General features: G+C 44.5%; 16 protein-coding genes and 1 pseudogene. 8 read left to right on the top strand and 9 right to left on the bottom strand.

The window, feature by feature from the left end:
* Positions 1–768, bottom strand: a complete 768-nt coding sequence (locus AB6D07_RS00910) for a DUF481 domain-containing protein (RefSeq protein WP_017104149.1) — start codon at positions 766–768, stop codon at positions 1–3.
* A gap of 139 nt (positions 769–907) precedes the next feature.
* Between AB6D07_RS00910 and AB6D07_RS00905 the strand changes: the two genes are divergently transcribed.
* The gene (locus AB6D07_RS00905; protein WP_017104148.1) at positions 908–1,297 is read left to right on the top strand and encodes a DUF4345 domain-containing protein; all 390 of its coding nucleotides are present in this window, start codon (positions 908–910) and stop codon (positions 1,295–1,297) included.
* Positions 1,298–1,306: 9 nt separating this feature from the next.
* A complete protein-coding gene (locus AB6D07_RS00900; RefSeq protein ID WP_017104147.1) occupies positions 1,307–2,809 on the top strand; it encodes an arylsulfatase in 1,503 nt (500 codons plus the stop codon).
* Positions 2,810–2,877: 68 nt separating this feature from the next.
* On the opposite strand, the gene AB6D07_RS00895 is transcribed toward AB6D07_RS00900, so the two are convergent.
* From AB6D07_RS00895 to AB6D07_RS00880, 4 genes are all read right to left on the bottom strand, one after another.
* Positions 2,878–3,903, bottom strand: a complete 1,026-nt coding sequence (locus AB6D07_RS00895) for a LacI family DNA-binding transcriptional regulator (protein ID WP_017104146.1) — start codon at positions 3,901–3,903, stop codon at positions 2,878–2,880.
* A gap of 198 nt (positions 3,904–4,101) precedes the next feature.
* A complete protein-coding gene (locus AB6D07_RS00890) occupies positions 4,102–5,187 on the bottom strand; it encodes a porin (RefSeq protein WP_372091769.1) in 1,086 nt (361 codons plus the stop codon).
* A 248-nt stretch (positions 5,188–5,435) separates the two neighbouring features.
* Complete coding sequence (locus AB6D07_RS00885) at positions 5,436–6,452, bottom strand: nuclear transport factor 2 family protein (protein WP_017065254.1); 1,017 nt, start codon at positions 6,450–6,452, stop codon at positions 5,436–5,438.
* 125 nt (positions 6,453–6,577) lie between these two features.
* Positions 6,578–7,882, bottom strand: coding sequence for an MFS transporter (locus tag AB6D07_RS00880; RefSeq protein WP_017104144.1), 1,305 nt, complete (start codon positions 7,880–7,882; stop codon positions 6,578–6,580).
* A 348-nt stretch (positions 7,883–8,230) separates the two neighbouring features.
* On the opposite strand from AB6D07_RS00880, the gene AB6D07_RS00875 reads away from it, so the two are divergent.
* Both AB6D07_RS00875 and AB6D07_RS00870 read left to right on the top strand, forming a co-directional pair.
* Positions 8,231–9,772: a sodium:solute symporter family transporter gene (locus AB6D07_RS00875; RefSeq protein ID WP_017104143.1), complete on the top strand. Its 1,542-nt coding sequence runs from the start codon at positions 8,231–8,233 to the stop codon at positions 9,770–9,772.
* A 26-nt stretch (positions 9,773–9,798) separates the two neighbouring features.
* Positions 9,799–11,169, top strand: coding sequence for an L-serine ammonia-lyase (locus AB6D07_RS00870; RefSeq protein WP_017104142.1), 1,371 nt, complete (start codon positions 9,799–9,801; stop codon positions 11,167–11,169).
* A gap of 99 nt (positions 11,170–11,268) precedes the next feature.
* On the opposite strand, the gene AB6D07_RS00865 is transcribed toward AB6D07_RS00870, so the two are convergent.
* Entirely contained in the window at positions 11,269–11,754 is a 486-nt protein-coding gene (locus AB6D07_RS00865) for an Lrp/AsnC family transcriptional regulator (RefSeq protein ID WP_017065258.1), read from the bottom strand.
* 122 nt (positions 11,755–11,876) lie between these two features.
* On the opposite strand from AB6D07_RS00865, the gene AB6D07_RS00860 reads away from it, so the two are divergent.
* Positions 11,877–12,476, top strand: coding sequence for a LysE family translocator (locus tag AB6D07_RS00860; RefSeq protein ID WP_017104141.1), 600 nt, complete (start codon positions 11,877–11,879; stop codon positions 12,474–12,476).
* A 136-nt stretch (positions 12,477–12,612) separates the two neighbouring features.
* Here the strand turns inward: AB6D07_RS00860 and ahpF are convergent, their stop codons facing one another.
* Positions 12,613–14,205, bottom strand: a complete 1,593-nt coding sequence (gene ahpF / locus AB6D07_RS00855; protein WP_372043872.1) for an alkyl hydroperoxide reductase subunit F — start codon at positions 14,203–14,205, stop codon at positions 12,613–12,615.
* A gap of 198 nt (positions 14,206–14,403) precedes the next feature.
* On the bottom strand, positions 14,404–14,961 hold the full coding sequence (gene ahpC / locus AB6D07_RS00850; protein ID WP_016798107.1) for an alkyl hydroperoxide reductase subunit C: 558 nt from the start codon (positions 14,959–14,961) through the stop codon (positions 14,404–14,406).
* Between the two features lie 454 nt (positions 14,962–15,415).
* Here ahpC and AB6D07_RS00845 point away from each other — a divergent pair, with 454 nt between their 5' ends.
* Both AB6D07_RS00845 and AB6D07_RS00840 read left to right on the top strand, forming a co-directional pair.
* On the top strand, positions 15,416–15,907 hold the full coding sequence (locus AB6D07_RS00845) for a VOC family protein (RefSeq protein WP_029223140.1): 492 nt from the start codon (positions 15,416–15,418) through the stop codon (positions 15,905–15,907).
* Between the two features lie 309 nt (positions 15,908–16,216).
* A complete protein-coding gene (locus tag AB6D07_RS00840; protein WP_009847204.1) occupies positions 16,217–16,669 on the top strand; it encodes a septal ring lytic transglycosylase RlpA family protein in 453 nt (150 codons plus the stop codon).
* Between the two features lie 108 nt (positions 16,670–16,777).
* Here the strand turns inward: AB6D07_RS00840 and AB6D07_RS00835 are convergent, their stop codons facing one another.
* A complete protein-coding gene (locus AB6D07_RS00835) occupies positions 16,778–17,329 on the bottom strand; it encodes a hypothetical protein (protein ID WP_009847203.1) in 552 nt (183 codons plus the stop codon).
* A gap of 269 nt (positions 17,330–17,598) precedes the next feature.
* On the opposite strand from AB6D07_RS00835, the pseudogene AB6D07_RS00830 reads away from it, so the two are divergent.
* Positions 17,599–17,718 (top strand): annotated as a pseudogene (locus AB6D07_RS00830) (manganese-dependent inorganic pyrophosphatase); the annotation flags it as partial.
* Positions 17,719–18,064: the final 346 nt, after the last annotated feature.

The raw sequence follows: 18,064 nt of genomic DNA, 5'->3' as shown, positions 1-18,064 counted from the left end.
CTAGAAATGAGCAGCCCAACCAATCAGGAACCCTTGCGATGCGGTATCGTATTCAAAGGTGCCCTTGTTCTCGTAATCAACCCAAGTTGATTTGTAGGCAACATTTAAGTCAGACCAACTGTTTATCTGGTATCGCACGCCAGTTAACAGAGATGAGGTAAAGTTGGTGTCACTGCCAAGCCCTGCATCAATGGTTGCGTGAAACTTCCAATCCTTATTGATCTGCGTTATCCATCTCACACCTATTTGGTAATCAACCCAATCTTCTTTTAATGAATTGTCGAACTCACGTGTGCCGTTTGTACGATAGAACTTTGTATCAATGTCATTATCCCACCAACGAAGCCCAAATAGATAATCAATCGACCCAAAGTCATACTGGTAGCGCTTAAAGCCTTTTACATCCAATACACCCTGTCGAATTTCAAGGTCGCCTGTAAGTGGAATACCTATGTTTCTCGTAAAGTGTGTGCTTCCACTTAATTTCATGAAGCTGTAGTCAATGTAATAGCCCCATTGATTGTCATAGATACCCTCTAAACGCACCATTGCGGTCATATCAAGGTGATCCATGATGAATGCAGGATCAACATCGACATCTGCAGACAAATCACCAATGGTGCTGTCTCCGCGGATGTTGAGTGCGAGCGCGTAAATTTCGAAGCTATGTTGCCACTTTTTTGTATCCGCTTGTGTGCTTGCTTCCTGAGCGTTTACGGTTGAGCTGGCAGCCAATGCTGATGCGAGTAGGTAATGCCATTTAGCCATATTGATATCCTTATCTTCGATGTGAAATAGCACGAATGTGAATGTGTGTTTTAACTATCCATTTCCCACATATGCAACTTGTATATTGCTGATTGTAGACTATGTTTTTTGAAAAGAGCCAAATTAAAAGAGTAAGGATATGAAGCCACAAAGTGTTTTTTTGTTCGTCGCTGTTTTGGGTTTAACACCGATTGCGTTGTCGTACGGTTATGCCCCCGTTGTCTCCCTTGATTATCTTTTCGGAATTGATGCTAGCCCTATCAATGTCACTCATATCTTTCGTGCTGTGATGGGGTTGTACTTAGCGTTGGCTCTGTTTTGGATAGCAGGGGCGTTACTAAAGAAATACCGACTGCCAGCACTCTACAGTTTGGTGGTCTTCATGTTGGGTTTGGCTGCCGGCCGAGTCATTAGCTTGGTGATAGATGGCATGCCTCACTGGCTACTTGTCGTTTATCTACTATTGGAGCTTGGCTTTGGTTTGGTTGGAATAAAAATGGTTCACAAAGAGCAATCTGAAACAGTATAAGGACATTCTATGAAAAGGATTTTCCACCTTGTTGTGATGAGTGTGTTGAGTAGCTTTTCGCTATCGGCATGGTCAGCCCAAGAGCAACCGAATATTTTTGTTATCTTCACGGATGATATTGGGATCTCAAACCTGAGTGCTTATCACAATGGTGTGATGAGCAGCGAAACACCGAACATCGATAGTATTGCTGAAAAGGGCATGCTATTGACTGATTATTACGCACAACCCTCTTGTACGGCGGGTCGTTCTGCATTCTTAACGGGTCAACTTCCTGTTCGAACAGGCATGCACTCAGTAGGGTTGCCAGGTGGCCCAGTTGGTTTAAGTGCCGACACGCCAACGCTTCCTGAGATTCTTAAAACCATGGGTTATGTCACGGGGCAGTTTGGTAAAAACCACCTTGGTGATAGAGATGAATTCTTACCGACAATGCACGGTTTTGATGAGTATTGGGGTTGGTTGTATCACTTGAATGCAATGGAATACACAGAAGATCCTGATTGGCCAAAAGATGGCTCTTTGGATGCGTTTGCGCCTCGTAATGTGATTTACGCAAGATCAGACGGTAAAGGTGGTCAAACGATCGAAGACGATGGTGCATTGTCGATCGAGCGTATGCGTACACTCGATGACGAAGTAAATAAACACGCGATCAACTTCATCGAAAGGGCGGTTGAGGCGGATAAGCCCTTCTTCACTTGGTACTGTCCATCACGCGGTCACGTTTGGACGCACCTTTCACCTGAATACGAAGCGATGCTCGGCCAAAACGGTTGGGGGCTTCAAGAAGTGGTCATGAAAGATCTTGATGATCATGTCGGTGAGATGATGGCGAAGATGGAAGAACTCGGTATTGCCGACAACACCATCATCATTTTCACTGCCGATAACGGCCCAGAGATCATGACTTGGCCTGATGGCGGCATGACACCTTATCACGGTGAGAAAGGCACAACTTGGGAAGGTGGCGTAAGAGCCCCTGCTCTGGTTAGCTGGCCGGGTAAAATCCCTGCGGGTACTGTAGGCAATGGCATCTTTGATGGTATGGACTGGTTACCCACTCTGGTCGCTGCGGCTGGTGGTCCAACGGATCTAAAAGAAAAACTGCTGAAAGGTCACGATGGCTTTAAAGCGCACCTTGATGGTTACAACCAAGTGGATATGCTGACTGAGAAAGGCGAGTCAAACCGTAAAGAGATCTACTACTACGAACGAGACAAGCTGCAAGCGGTTCGTGTTGGTGATTGGAAGGCGCACTTTGTGGTCCAAAATCATGGCTGGAGTGGTCCGAAAGAGGAGCTAAATGCACCATTATTGTTTAACTTACGTCGTGACCCATACGAGCGAGCGGCGGAAGAGTCGGGCATGTACCTAAAATGGATGGGACAAAAAATGTGGGCATTTGGCCCGGCACAAGCTGCTGTCCAACAACATCTAGCAACCTTCCAAGAGTGGCCTCCAGTAACGCCTGATTCTCCGGCAGAGAAGACCGGTGGTGTAGGTAACTAGTTAGATATCATAAAAAATCCCGCTCACACTGAGCGGGATTTTTGTTTGAAAGCGTCTTAACGTTGGTTCTATTTTAGCGTCGTGTTTCGTTCAATGAACTTCACTGGCACCATCAGCTTAACCAAGCTTGTGTCTTGCTCTTGAATCTGGCTAACGACAATTTTCACTGATTCACGTGCAAGGCGTCTGAAATCTTGCTTGAAGGTAGTGAGTTGGTAGTTCAACCATTGAGTCTGTGGGATATCATCAAAACCAATCACTTGAAGATCTTCTGGAATACGCAGGTTAAATTCTAAGCGCGCCACATCCATTACTGCCATCGCGAGGTTATCTGTCGCACAGAAAATCGCTTGAGGATGTGTGGGTTCTGAAAACAGAGTCCGAATGGTATCTAGAGCATCAAGGTAGTCATAGTCAGCTTCAATAACACGAGCTTGCTTGCCTGTTAGATCTTCGAATTCTGAGCAAAAGCCCGATTCACGCTCGCCGTTGGTGTAGGTTGGCACGTTACCTGTCAGGTAAACCGCTGACTTTGTTCCTACGCTATGTAAATGCTGAGCGGCGACTTGGCCAGCGGCGTAGTTGTCACTTATTACATGGCTACTCTTAGTCCCTTCAACTACACGAGCATACTGAACAATGGGGATGTTGAACTCTTCACACTCTTCATAAAGCGACTTATTAAAGGTCGCCGAAGCAGCAATTACGCCATCAACTCGGTATTGGAAGATATTAGGAATCGAGTGGTTGTCGTTTCCATCAACTTGCCAAGGAATCAATACCGCAGAGTAACCCTGTTTTTGTAGTTCAGTAGAGATAAGCTGCAGAGTTTTCATGTGGATAGGGTAGTCGGCATCTGGGAAAACTAAGCCAATCAATTTGGATTCATTTGTCGTCAGACTGCGGGCAAAGGCATTGGGACGATAATTCAACGATTTTGCTGCATCGAACACTTTTTGCTTGGTCTTTTCAGACACTGAACTGCCCGGGACAAATACACGAGATACAGTTGATTGAGAAACGCCAGCAAGTTTAGCGACATCTTTAGATGTGACGGTTGGCTTTGACACCGTGGAGTGTTTTGGAGAGTTCATAGACCATACTTTTGAACCAAATTGATTGTGCATAGAGTAACATAATTAGGTACGTACTCAAAAATACAATATGCCATGACTGGATGAAAAATAAGGGTTGATAGAGAGTGTTGAATATTATTCTGGGTATGACCCAAAAAAGCTCTGCGTTAAGAGCAGAGCTTTGTTTAGAGAATTTATTAATCGACTAACTGGGTGTTAGAAGTAGTAACGAATACCTGCAGCGAATTGGTCGTCTCTGTTTTCGAATTTACCGCCAACGAACTGATCTTTACCTAGGTCGAATTGGTACTCAGTCCAAACTAGGAATTTGTTCTTCTGGAAGTGGTATTCAACACCAGGGATAAGCAAGTTACGCTCATAGCCATCTGTCTCGTCATCACGATCTTCCATGTAGTTGTAGTTCAACGTAGGGCGTAGGCCATTGTCGAAGTGGTAGTAAGTGTAGATTTCACCACCTAGGGTATCGAACATTACATCCGTACCGCCTTGGCTTACTGCTTCCCAGTTTTCGCCAACATGGAAAGTGGCACCTGCGTAGAAGCCACCGTTGCTGTAGTTCGCACCCAATAGCATGATGCGCATGTTGTCGCCATTTTCTACGCCAACCACACCTGAGTCTAGGTCTGCAATTTCATTTTGGTGGTAAGCTGCACCAAGTGTTACACCATCAACCGGTTTGTAAGTGATTGACGCGCCCACACCGTTTTTCAATGAAGCTGTCGCATTACTCGCTAGTGCCACTTCTTCACGTGTTGTTTGGTAAGTGAAGCCGTAGCTTACTTGGTCGTTGATCGAGTTACGGTAAGTAATGGAGTTTTCTGCTCGACCTGTACCAGATGCAATACCCCAGTCAGAAAGGTTGTAAACACCTGAGCCGCGAGTACCGAAGACACGACCTAAGTCGGTGTACCATGCTACGTCATAAAAAGTAGACCATTGCATAGTACCTGCTGCGATCTTGCCGTATTTGTCGTGCTCTACGCCTGCGTATAGAAGTCGGTCGTAAATATTGTCGCCGTTAGCACCTGAGTTGTAACCCCATTCAGCATGGCCAAAGCCAGTCCAGCCGTTATCGAGTCCCATTTGACCTTTAAGGCCGAAACGAGAGCTACCGCTGTTCCACTCACCGTTGTGGTCGCCGCCCTTATCTTGGTAACGAACGTCAAAACGACCGTCTAAAGTAAGGCTATCGCCCGCGTCATTGGTAAAAGTGTGTGCAGCAAAAGCAGAGCCTGAGGTAAGTGCTGTCAGGATCACTGCTGAAAGAATCGACTTTTTCATTGTAATTCTCTTTATTCAGGCCGTAGAAAGCCACCGTGCTTTCAAGCCCGTTATATTGGTAATGGTTTGGCAGGGTGTACCCCATCCATGAGGCACTAGTAGATTCAGTTATTAGTGGAGCAATAATGAATTGGTTGGAGCACTTACTAGGAGCGAGAAGGGTCCCCCAGTAAGCGTGGCAACCTAAATCAGATGTCTATTTAGGTTGCCACTATTTCGTTTCAATCTTTTGGATTAAAGCGTATCGATTACAGCGTTGGGTTCATGATGCTTGAAGTGCGTTCGAACACATCTAGACCTTGCTGTTGTAGCCAGTAAGGAAGGTCGATAAGAACCCAGTTCTCAGACAGTTTGTCACCGTCACGGTAGTAAACGTCAACTACTTGCATGTTTGCACGTACTTCACCGCCAGTCATACCTAGGAAGCCACCTGTTGGTGTGTTTGATAGGTTTGGCCAACCGAAGAAACAAGAGAAGTTACCTTCAGCGAAACGACAAACGTGGCCGTTGAACTTCTTGTCTTTCAGGTTGTTACGGAAAGGAAGTTGGTGCTGTTGTTGGTAGCGAGGAATTGTGTAAGACGCGCCGATACCACATGGGCCGTACCAAATCATGTCTTTTGACCAGCTCTTCGCTAGTACTTCTGGTGGGCAACCCATAGCGCCGCTGTCGTTAAGAGCAGACAGGTCATCAACCATTTTGTTTACTAGAGCAAGTGTCGCAACACCTTCTTCTGGAGCCGCGTCTTCGAATAGCAGACCATCGTGGTTACGTGGGCCAGGGTATACGAAGTGCTTACCAGTTGATGGTGGAAGTGGGTAGCAACCCGCTTGATCCATCATGCCTAGTAGGTCTAGGAACAGGCCTGTCTTAGTGATTTTGCCATCAACAACACAGTTAAATTCTGCGTAGCGAACGTTCATGATCTTGCCAGTTGGGCGCATGCCTAGGTATTCAGCGTCGAATAGACCCATGAAGTGACCCATGCTCATTACCCAAATCTCATCTGGGTTAACTTCGTTGTTACCACCGATGAAGATGTCTTGACGACGCTGCATGCGAGTCATTGACTTCATCATTGGTGCCCAGAATACGTCAGCTGCTGCTTGTGCGCCTTCTTGCTCACGGAATGGGTAAACACCGCGCCACAAGTAATCTTCAGAAGTGTGTGCTTTTAAAACTTCAGCAACGTTCTCGTGAGTTGCGTTTTCCATTGCATCGAAGTATTCACGAACAATGCGTTTCGCTTCTTGATATTTAGACATAATAATTTCTCTTTGTGTTGTCGAGTCAACATTCGGAACAGGACTCGATTTGGATTTTGTTACCGGCTGACTTATCAGCCGGCTTTAAACTTTTCGTATTTAAACTTCAGCGTATGAGTGTCGAATTAAGCTTTTGCTGCTTCAGCTTTTTTGCTCTTATCGAAGACGCCACCTTTTAGAGTTTCAGGCAGTGTTAGCCATAGTAGGCCGGCGATAATCCATACGATTGGTGAGCCCCACATTGCTGTTTGTAGGTCGGTACGCTCTTGGATGAAGATAAGAACCATTGGTGCCCACATGCCGATAATACGACCGCCATGGAATAAAGCTGCACCATAGCTACGCAAGCGTGCTGGGAACAATTCAGAGAAGTAACCGCCCCATACTGCAGAAGCAGACAGGCCGAAGTTGTAGATAAGACCTAGAAGAGCCAGCATGTTTAGGCCGCCAATCATCATGTCGCCAGGTGCGACAAAGAAGATAGAAACCATGATACCTGCGAGGATGAAGCCGAACGCGTTGATCTTACGACCGTACTTATCTGCTGCCCATCCCCAGAACCAAGCACCGAAAAGTGAACCAAATGCTGAGATAGAGAAGATCAAACCGATGGTTGCACCATCAAACATACGAACATCTTTCAGGTAGGTAGTTACAAAGCCACCGAAGAATTGGAATCCGTAGAAGTTAAGACCAGAAAGAAGTAAACAAGTAATCGTAATTTTGCGGTAAGGCTTGCTTAACATCTCACCCCAAGAACCTTTTTTAGCTTCGGTTACTTCACCAGCTGCATTGGTTGTTGTTTGTTGATCTTCTTCACCGTAGGCGATCACTGTTTTGTCGCTTGGTAATACAAAGATCATTAACGCTGCTGCTACAAGCGGTGGAATACCACCTACCCACATTAGGCTCTGCCAAGGTGCATCAACACTTGTAATGAAGGCTGCATAAGCGCCCATTGCCACTAAAGCAACAGAGAACATTGAAGAAGCAAAAGCAGTCAACTTACCGCGAACCGTTGGTGTAAATAGGCCAATCATCAAAGATACAGCTACAGTGAAGTAACCACCTAAAGATAGTCCAATGATGAAACGCATTGCAGCCCAAGTGGCGTAGTCGGTAAACATCATGTTGATGATGGTTGCACCACCGTTTAGTGCCGTAATTGCTACTAGCGTGGACTTTTTGCCGAACTTGGTTGCGAACCATGCACAGCTCAGTGCACCAATCAGAGCACCAACAGACTGCCAAGTGTAGAACTGAGCGGTATCAGAAAGGCTAATACCAGCATATTCTTCCACGATGTATGGGCGTACGTAGTCAATAATTACAAAGTTATAACAATAAAAAAAGTAACCCACTAGAATTGCTAGATATGCGGCTACCCTTTGAATCATAGGAACTTCGCTCATGTGTTTTTTAATGGTCATGACCGATAAACCTTTATTTTATATAGGGTGGTTTTGGTTTTAATTATTGTGTGTTGATTATTTAGCTTCATCACACCGTCTTCATTTCGGGAGAGATAATAGAATTTTTGTGGTTATTAGATCCGTGATCAAAGTCAATTTTAAAATGAGTGCGCACCCATTTTGTGCATTTTAGTGATCTTGATCTCATTTAACTGAGTTTTTGTGCTTTGTGGGGCGATTTGAGTGTTTAATCGTCTATCTTAGTGATAATAGTCACACTTATTGTGGGTTTTTGAGGGAAAATATCCATTTTTGAGTACTATTGGCGGCGAATGATTTGCGACATACAATAAACGGAATCTAAAAATGGTTACGTACTCAAGTTTTGTGGTTATTGCTCTTTATGTGCTAACTACTTTGTTTATCAGCTACTTAGTTAATAGGCGCTATAGCGTCGGTGGCGACTTTTCGACTGGTGGAAAACAGTTTGGTTGGTTTACGGCAGGTGTGTCGATTCTTGCAACCTACATCAGCGCAATGACGTTCGTTGGCATGCCGGGCTGGGTTTATAGCTCAGGTATGGAAGCGATGAGCGTACATTTGAACTATCCAATAGTGATCTTTTTCACTGTGCTTTTCTTTGTTCCGGTGTTTTACAAGCTCGGCCTAACCTCGATTTACGAATACCTAGAGCACCGCTTTGGCGTTGTTGCTCGCACGATCAATTCCATCGTGTTCATTGTGGTTCAGTGTATTTCGGCAGGGGTTATTCTGTATGCGGTAGCCCTGATCTTAGTGCAAGTGCTGCCAGTGAGTATCTCTGAGGCGATCATCTACATCAGCGTATTTACTGCGTTGTATACCTATGCGGGTGGTATCTCGACAGTAATCTGGACTGACATGCTTCAGTCAGCAGTGTTGATTATCGGCAGCATTGCGATCTTTGTTTTATTGCTGATGAAAATCGATGCGGGCGAGATGTTGTCTCCTGAACATTTGAATATCATCAATCTCGATTTTGACTTAGGCGTCGATACCACATTGTGGGCCGGCGTAGTGGCTGTGAGCTTCTTACACCTGAGTGTGTATGGTACTAACCAACTGATTATTCAAAGAACGTTGGCGACTAAGTGTGTTAAAACAGCGCAAAAGTCGATGTTGCTTTGTGGCTACGGTGCATTCTTTGTTTATCTGTTCTTTGCTGTGATGGGGGTGCTGTTAAGTGTCTTTTATCAAGACAGCAGTTTTGAAAACAGCAACGAAGTGATTCTCGATTTTGTGTTTAACCATACCAACCCAATCATTGTTGGTTTGGTGATCTCAGCACTTTCGGCTGCGGCAATGTCGACATTGGATTCCACTTATAACTCGATGGCGACGGTCGCAACGTTCGATTTCTATAAGCGCTTCTTCCGCAAGCAAGCCTCTGACGCGCACTATGAATCAGTGGCTAGAAAAATGAGCCTGGTTGCTGCAGCATCGGTTGTTGTGCCTGCATTACTGGCTGTTTCTAATGAATCAGTACTTAAAACGATTGCGAGCTTAACCTCCATTTTTGTCGGTATTCGCCTTGGCTCTTTCATCTTGGGTTTGTTCTTCAAACAAGCAAACGAGAAGGGGGTAATTGCGGGCAGTATTGGCAGTATGGCCGTCGTATTCATCGCCAAATACAGCGGAATAGCTTGGCCTTGGTTTGCCTTGATTGGCACTGTGGTTTTCTTAGTGTTAGGTGTTGTTGTGAGCCGCTTCTGGGGAGAGGTAACCGAGCAACAAAATGAATTTATAGCCAAGCAAAAGCATTTGTTTGCAAAGCCTACCGCGAGTCATTATGGCTTGTTGGTGTTCGCTGTTGTGACGATTGCTGCTTGTACTGTTATCCCTGATTGGCTTTATGCCGCTCTTTCTTAATTGACCGATTTTTTACTGGTATATCTATGTTATCGATCTTTGATATCTACAAAATTGGTGTTGGGCCATCGAGCTCTCACACCAACGGCCCAATGATTGCGGGTTTCCATTTCACACAATTAATCGCTGATAAAATCGCTGAAGTGACGCGTGTTCAGGTGGATTTATACGGTTCTTTGTCATTGACTGGCATAGGTCACCACACCGACAGAGCAACAATATTGGGGCTACTCGGTAATAAGCCAGACACCATCAAAATCACCAGTGCAAACCAAGCAATGCGTCATGCCGTAGACAGTGGTGAGATGGATTTAGCGGGCACAAAGCATATTGCCTTCAACTACGAAACCGACATGTTGTTCCACAAAGACAACCTGCCTCTGCATGAAAATGGCATGATGATTACTGCGTTCGACCAGAGTGGAAACGTGATTGTCGATGAAACTTATTATTCGATTGGCGGCGGTTTTATCGCAACTGCTGACGAACTGCAAAATGGCACTCAAACCCAAGCAGTAGAAGTCCCATTTCCATTCAAAAATGCCGATGAAATGCTGCAACAAGCCGATAATAGTGGGATGAGCCTCGGTGGCATGATTCTAAAAAATGAAGCGGAGTTCGAAGGCGCTGACATTATTTCAGAGAAAGCGGATCAAATCTGGCGAGTGATGAGTCGTTGTATGGAGCGTGGCTTTGAAACCGAAGGCATTCTTGATGGTGGTTTGAACGTGACACGCCGTGCGCCTAATTTGCTTAAGAAGCTCGAAGCAAATGCGGCAGTTGAAAACGACCCAATGGAAATCATGGATTGGATTAACTTGTTTGCGTTTGCGGTTAGCGAAGAAAATGCGGCTGGTGGCCAAGTGGTCACATCACCAACCAATGGTGCAGCGGGCGTGATTCCTGCCGTGTTGATGTACTACCATCGCTTCATTAAAGAGTTGGATACCAAGCAGTTAAAAGACTTCTTAGCGGTATCGGGCGCGATTGGTATTCTGTACAAAACCAATGCTTCAATCTCGGGTGCGGAAGTCGGGTGCCAAGGTGAAGTAGGGGTGTCGTCTTCTATGGCGGCGGCTGGATTAACGGCACTACGCGGTGGCAGCAATGAGCAAATCTGTATTGCGGCAGAAATCGCGATGGAACACTCATTGGGTATGACATGTGACCCAATTGGCGGCTTGGTTCAAGTGCCGTGTATTGAGCGAAATGCGATGGGCGCGATGAAAGCCATCAACGCATCACGCATGGCTTTGAAGCGTAATAGTAAATCTTTGATTTCGTTAGATAAGGTTATTGCGACCATGTATCAAACGGGTAAAGACATGAACAAGAAATATCGTGAAACGTCACTCGGTGGTTTAGCCTTGATCCATCTTGCTCACCCTTGTGAATAACTAAGCCAGTTAGCCCAGTAAATAATAACGTTAAGCCCAGAGCTCTAGATTTCAGACATCTATCGCGGCTGGGCTTTTTGTTTGATGTGTTTTAGGGAGCTAATCTGAAAGCGGCAATCGATAGCTGTTTTTCAACTCTTTCACCGAGATGTTCGACTGAATCGCACTCACGCCTTTTACTCGTCTGATCGAGCTAATACGCTCAAAGTACTCTTCCAAATCTTTCGCCAACACTTGCACCATGTAATCGGCGCCCCCTGCAATGCAGTGACACATTGGAATCCAATCGGTTACCGCGACAAACTCTTCGAACGGTTCTGTGTTTTCTACTTCATGGTTGCCTAAAGTAACAAGAGTAAAACCAGCCACATGAAAGCCTAATTTCTTACGATTCAGTTTAGCGGCGTAACCATCGATATAGCCAGTTTCTTCCATGCGTTTCCAACGACGCCAGCATGGGGTTTCGCTGAGGTTGACCTTCTCTGCGAGCTTGCTGTTGCTCATGCGTCCGTCTTGCTGGATATGTTCTAAGATGGCGATATCTGTGTCATCTAATACTTCTTTGGTGGATTCTTTCTGTTTCATGGCTATTTTAGAAAAGTCTTGCTCAAATTTGGGTTAATATTAGCCTATATAGCAATTTAATTCCTAGTCGAATCTGTAAACTCTCCCCCTATAATTACTTTACTTATTAGGAGTGAGAGGAGATGAGCTCTCAATTAATGCTGGCGTTCTTGCTATTTTCAACATCAATAGCAATTACCCCTGGGGCAGGCAATATCGCATTACTTGGGATTTCAAGTCGTTATGGATTTGCTGCGACTTTACCTTTTATCTCTGGGAACGCTGTGGGCATCATCATCGTACTGGCGGGTTCTAGTGTCGGTTTGGTGAGCCTATTTACCCTTTACCCAGAGCTATACAACATTTTGAAATACGCGGGTGCGGCTTATTTGCTGTTGATGGCATGGTCGATTGCGAATATGCAAATCGAAGAAAGCACCACCGACAATCGCTCGGGCTTTATGTCAGGCGTGTTGGTGCAGGTGTTGAACCCTAAAGGTTGGATTGCGTCATTAACTGTGTTTTCACAGTTCATCACCCCGAATGCCGATTACTTGATTCAAGTCGTGACCATTATCGCGGGTATGGTGATCACAGGCGTACCGTGCATGTTGGTGTGGGCGTATTGCGGCACAATGCTTAAAAAATTGCTGCAATCACCAAAACAGATGATGTTTGTGAACCGTTGCTTGGGTGGAAGCTTAGCGATGGTGGTCGCCTTCATGCTTTATCAACCTGCATAAATCACAAAGAAAAAAACCACTCCTAAATCCATAGGAGTGGCGTCTAAATGTCGACTAAGTCGTTAACAGTAAAGAATTAAGTTAACAAATATTTAAGGAACTTGAGTTAAAAGCTTTGAGCTTTTCAGTTTAAAGGTTAAGCGGTTTCAGCCTCTTTAACTGGAGCTGAGTTACGGATTAGGTGGTCAAATGCACCTAAGCTTGCTTTTGCTCCTTCACCCATCGCAATGATGATCTGTTTGTAAGGTACGGTTGTCACATCGCCTGCTGCAAATACACCTTTCATCGATGTTGCACCATGAGCGTTAATCTCAATTTCACCGCGTGGTGAGAGCTCAACTTTCGAACCCTTCAACCATTCGCTGTTTGGCATCAGGCCGATTTGAACAAAGATACCTGCTAGTTCTATCTGTTTAAATTCATCGGTGTTGCGGTCTTTGTATTCCAGACCGGTTACACGGTTGCCATCACCAATTACTTGCGTCGTTTGAGCCATCTTGATGATTTCGATGTTTGGTGTTGCGTTTGCTTTGTCGATAAGTACTTGGTCGGCACGCAATGTGTCTGCAAACTCAAGTACAGTTACGTGTTCAACGATACCCGCTAAATCAATTGCCGCTTCGATACCTGAGTTACCACCACCAATAACTGCTGTTTTCTTACCTTTGAATAAAGGACCGTCACAGTGTGGGCAGTAAGCGACGCCTTTATTGCGGTACTCTTGCTCACCCGGAACGTTCATTTCACGCCAGCGAGCACCGGTACTTGTGATAACCGTGCGAGATCGCAGTGTTGCGCCGCTCTCTAGCTCAACGTGGATGTAGCCGTCTTCTGTGTCTTCTGCCGCAATGATGTTTGCAGCGCGCTGCTCAGTCATCACTTCAACACCGTACTCTTTTACGTGCTCTTCAAGGCTTGCCACTAACTTAGGGCCGGTGGTCGCTTTCACTGAGATAAAGTTCTCAATCGCCATAGTATCCATTACTTGACCACCGAATCGGTCAGCAACCACACCAGTGCGAATGCCTTTACGTGCTGCATAAATTGCCGCTGAAGAACCAGCAGGGCCACCGCCGACAACCAATACATCAAAGGGTGCTTGTTGGTTTAGGTTTGCTGCTTTCTTTTCTGCTGCGCCTGAATCAACCTTGTTAAGGATTTCAGCCAGTGACATACGGCCTTGACCAAATAGCTCACCATTAACGAATACACTTGGTACTGCCATGATGTCGCGAGACTTCACTTCATCTTGGAATGCTGCGCCATCGATCATCGTTGTCTTAATTAGAGGGTTAATCGCCGACATCATGTTGAATGCTTGAACCACTTCTGGACAGTTTTGGCATGAGAGCGAGATAAAAATCTCTACATTAAGCTCTTGATCGAGCTCTTTAATTTGCTCGATTACGTCCGCTTCAAGCTTGATAGGGTGACCACCACTATGAAGCAGTGCTAGAACCAGTGACGTAAATTCGTGACCCATTGGCAAACCGGCAAAACCGATCGCGGTGCCTTTCTCTTGGTTCACGACCTGCATGATAGGGCTACGAGTGCTTGCGCTGTCATCGCGAGTCACTTCAATTTTGTCGGTTAAAGACGCGATATCGTTCGCCAGATCTTGAAGTTTGTTCGCGGTGTCGCTCCCATCCAGGCTAAGGACTAACTGAACATTGGTTTTTAGGTTTTCTAGGTATGCTTTTAGCTGCTGCTTCATTGCTTGATCTAACATAATCGTGCCTGCTCTTAAATTCTGTGTTTTGGTATTGACCAATACCTTCTTGCTGAAAAAGGAAAATAAAAAGGGGGCGCAAGTCGGCAAATATTGTGGTGTTGATGTTTTGAAAGGGTGGCGCGCAACTGCCCTTTAGGAGGGGGGCCGAAGCGCGCCTGTAGAACCGTTTAGCTATTCTTGTTAGCTAGGCTTAGATTAAATCTTGCCTACTAGGTCTAGAGATGGAGCTAGAGTCTCTTCGCCTTCTTTCCATTTAGCTGGGCAAACTTCACCTGGGTTAGCCGCTACGTATTGTGCCGCTTTAACCTTGCGTAGTAGGTCTTCTGCGTCACGGCCGATGCCTTCAGCTGTGATTTCCATCGCTTGGATAACGCCTTCAGGGTCGATTAGGAACGTTGCACGGTCTGCAAGGCCTTGACCTTCACGCATAACGTTGAAGTTATTTGTGATGTTGCCTGTTTGGTCGCCTACCATGAAGTATTCAATAGTGCCGATTTTGTCAGAAGTATCGTGCCATGCTTTGTGAGAGAAGTGAGTGTCAGTTGATACTGAGTAAACTTCTACGCCACGAGATTGAAGTTCTGCGTATTTGTCTTGTAGGTCAACTAGCTCAGTTGGACATACAAATGTGAAGTCTGCTGGGTAGAAGAAGAATACAGCCCATTTGCCTTTAACGTCTTGCTCAGTGATTTCTACGAATTCGCCGTTTTTGAATGCTGTTGCGTTGAATGGTTTGATTTCTGTGTTGATCATGTTTTGACTCTCTTTCTAATTTGTAGTGTTTAACGCTATCCCGCGTCGATGGAGATATATTGCATCCGCACCGAAAATTAGTGAAATCGGACATTTCTATAGATTCAATAGGTGATTCCTATCTTTGAAAGGAGAAAGTTATCGACAAAAGCTATCAAACCTCAGCAATACTCGATTTGAGTAGCTATGCTCTTTAGGTTGTTCTCTATTTCGGCTTATCTCTATTCACGTAAGCCTCTATGTATCTATGTATCTAAGTAGGCAAGGGCAGGCGTGGCTTCTATAAGCGAGCTGGGATTTGATGCTAAATCTGTAAATAACAAAAAATTATCATTAATATAATTAATGATAATTTCAGTTAATCGTTACATCTCCATATACTCTCTCCATCGAAACGAAACATCGAAGCCAGTCTTCGAAACGCACAGAATTAAAAACGAATTTGGAGTAAGTTATGAAAATGAATCACGTAGGCATCATGGTGGGTGACATGGATCAAGCAGTCGAGTTTTACACGAAAGCGCTGGGTCTAAGAATCGTAATGAACAACACTAAAGTGATGGAAGAGCGCGAATCAGCAATCGGCCGTATGTGTATCGCTGTGTTCGGTGAAGGCTTTAAAGGCTTCAACATTGCACACCTAGTAACTTCTGATGGTATTGGTGTTGAGCTGTTCGAAATGAAAGATCGCCAAGAGCGTCACGAAGTTGATTTCTCTCGCCTAGGTATCTTCCACTTCTGTCTGCAACTTCCAAAAGAGCAGTTTCATTCAGCTATTAAGCGTGTTGAAGAGTATGGCGGTAAGGTTCGTATGGACATCATGCGTTACCACCCAGAAGACGAACTAAAACAAGCACAAATGGTTTACCTAGAAGACCCGTTTGGCAACCTATTCGAATTTTACTCGCACACATACGAAGACACCTACGCGACTGATTACGAGTAATAGTGTCGCCTGCCTTGCATAAGGTGGAAAAACCGAAACACCCCCTAAAGAGGATTGGTAGAGATATCAGTCCTTTTTTTGTGTTTGGATGTTTGGTTGAGTGACTTATCTATATGAAGTGATTAAGAAAGGTACAGATTTAAGGCGTTGCTAAAGTTGACGTTTTGAAGATAAAACCTTTCATGAATATGACGGAATAAAGCGTTGTTCATGAAAACATTGCGCCATCATACCGAATGGTAGCCTTGATTGAGTTGTGACTATACTCAGCACAATATTGCTAACCAACAACAACGAAAATAGAGATACATGCAGAGATTAGCGTTCCCAAATCACATGAAAAAACGACATATCATCTTTACCGCTCTTATTCTTATGATATTAGCTGGATGCACCTCAACGTCGGCTGTCGGCAGTTCTAAAACAAAGGACTATGCCAAGTCACATGCTCTTGTGGGTAAAGCTTCTTGGTATGGCGATAAATTCCATGGAAAACTCACAGCAAGTGGTGAGACATACAACATGAATGCCTACACAGCGGCTCATAAAACCTTGCCCTTTGGGACGATCGTGAGAGTGACCAATACAGACAATGGCAAGTCGGTCGATGTGAAAATTAACGATCGAGGCCCTTACGTAAAAGGCCGAGTTATCGACCTTTCTCACAAGGCATTTGCACAAATAGGTAACGTTAAGCAAGGCACTGTGCCTGTCAAAATTGAGATTGTTGATGACAGTAATACCTTTAGGTATAAGCACTAACCAACTTCAAGTATTCCTTTGAATTGTCAACCACTACTATAAACGGTGCTAAGAGCTAGGCCGGTACTGGTTAGTAATCAAAAGTGAAATTGTATTCGTTAAGCAGGCTCACATCTTACTAAACTTGTGAGACATAAAATGGCCGACGGTTAAGTTGGGAATATAGAATTGAGTCGCTCCGCCAGGTAGGCCTTGCGAATTACCTCTCATTTCAAGAGCTGTATTTCTTTTGGATTGTGAGCCTGCATCAATACGGTCCATCCCTTTAAAACCGCCAAACCAAGCATAAACCGGAGATTTTAGTCTCATCTCCAATAAGTAATCCAATGAACTCCAGTTCTCTTTGATAACTGAGGTCAAACGTCCCCATTCTCTAAGAGATACGCCATTACGCTGCGCAATTTTTTTCTTTTGTTCTAGTCCTGCATCATGTTGGAAAGGGTCGGTTGGTGACCACCATGGTGAGAGTGTGGTCTCATCTGTAATTTCGCCTCGCCCTAAAGTTGGATAACCATTAAATTTATATATCGATGTCCCAGCTGGAAGGAGTTCTCTAGTGGGTTGGCCATATTGTAATTGAAAGGCATCTCTTACAAATGTTCCAGGGCCAGTTGGTATAGCGCCAACAATACTCCAGTCTAAATTATGATTTAGTATCACTTTAATACTCCTGCGTGATTCATTATAAATAATTGAATTTGCGAATCGAATAACTGTCTGAAAAATATCTATTATTATTTTCTTACAATATCACCACCAAGCATTACCTAGCAATATTACTCAGTGTTCATATATGTTCGGTTTTAATGTATTTGACAAGTGCGCAGGAGGCATGAGTTGATTCGCTATGTCTATATTTTCCCGTCGAAAATCTACATATAGGGTGAGGATGATTAGGGGCAAAAATAAGTGAACTTAGGTGAATTAAGGAGATTAAAAAATCGGCTTTCAATGCTGAACCAACAAGTGACATGCTGACTTTGGAGGGCGTCACTTCTCGTAAGCGCCAGATTGGCCCTGCAGTGCAAAAGGCAATTGAGAGCTTGTAAGTAGAAAGAGATTTTTGGGAGAGGGATTGGTATAGATCCCCCCCCCCTTCTTTTTGATAAGCTAATTAACTTGGACTTTAGGACTAAATTCACCAGTGTTTTCGTTGGCAAAATACTAATACTCGCATTGTATAAATATGGTAAAAAGTAGAGTTTGGTTGTTTATATGAAGTGTATAAATAAAAATTTCTTTTTATTTGAGTAGAAATGCATTTTCTGTTGTCCAAAACACACAATGTTTCTACATAAAGGATTTTATTCTGTATGAGAAAACTAATAATAACCGCTCTTTGTCTTTATATATCTGGCTGTGCAACCAACGGTGCTGTCCGCATTCCTACAGGAG

It is taken from the genome of Vibrio sp. 10N.239.312.C11, assembly GCF_041466065.1.
In the GTDB taxonomy this organism is placed as follows: Bacteria; Pseudomonadota; Gammaproteobacteria; order Enterobacterales; family Vibrionaceae; genus Vibrio; species Vibrio tasmaniensis_A.
This window is presented reverse-complemented; position numbering and strand designations above follow the sequence as displayed.

Coding starts and splice junctions, on each gene's coding strand:
- AB6D07_RS00910 (WP_017104149.1), bottom strand. CDS start 768: ATGGCTAAATGGCATTACCTACTCGCATCAGCATTGGCTGCCAGCTCA.
- AB6D07_RS00905 (WP_017104148.1), top strand. CDS start 908: ATGAAGCCACAAAGTGTTTTTTTGTTCGTCGCTGTTTTGGGTTTAACA.
- AB6D07_RS00900 (WP_017104147.1), top strand. CDS start 1,307: ATGAAAAGGATTTTCCACCTTGTTGTGATGAGTGTGTTGAGTAGCTTT.
- AB6D07_RS00895 (WP_017104146.1), bottom strand. CDS start 3,903: ATGAACTCTCCAAAACACTCCACGGTGTCAAAGCCAACCGTCACATCT.
- AB6D07_RS00890 (WP_372091769.1), bottom strand. CDS start 5,187: ATGAAAAAGTCGATTCTTTCAGCAGTGATCCTGACAGCACTTACCTCA.
- AB6D07_RS00885 (WP_017065254.1), bottom strand. CDS start 6,452: ATGTCTAAATATCAAGAAGCGAAACGCATTGTTCGTGAATACTTCGAT.
- AB6D07_RS00880 (WP_017104144.1), bottom strand. CDS start 7,882: ATGACCATTAAAAAACACATGAGCGAAGTTCCTATGATTCAAAGGGTA.
- AB6D07_RS00875 (WP_017104143.1), top strand. CDS start 8,231: ATGGTTACGTACTCAAGTTTTGTGGTTATTGCTCTTTATGTGCTAACT.
- AB6D07_RS00870 (WP_017104142.1), top strand. CDS start 9,799: ATGTTATCGATCTTTGATATCTACAAAATTGGTGTTGGGCCATCGAGC.
- AB6D07_RS00865 (WP_017065258.1), bottom strand. CDS start 11,754: ATGAAACAGAAAGAATCCACCAAAGAAGTATTAGATGACACAGATATC.
- AB6D07_RS00860 (WP_017104141.1), top strand. CDS start 11,877: ATGAGCTCTCAATTAATGCTGGCGTTCTTGCTATTTTCAACATCAATA.
- ahpF (WP_372043872.1), bottom strand. CDS start 14,205: ATGTTAGATCAAGCAATGAAGCAGCAGCTAAAAGCATACCTAGAAAAC.
- ahpC (WP_016798107.1), bottom strand. CDS start 14,961: ATGATCAACACAGAAATCAAACCATTCAACGCAACAGCATTCAAAAAC.
- AB6D07_RS00845 (WP_029223140.1), top strand. CDS start 15,416: ATGAAAATGAATCACGTAGGCATCATGGTGGGTGACATGGATCAAGCA.
- AB6D07_RS00840 (WP_009847204.1), top strand. CDS start 16,217: ATGCAGAGATTAGCGTTCCCAAATCACATGAAAAAACGACATATCATC.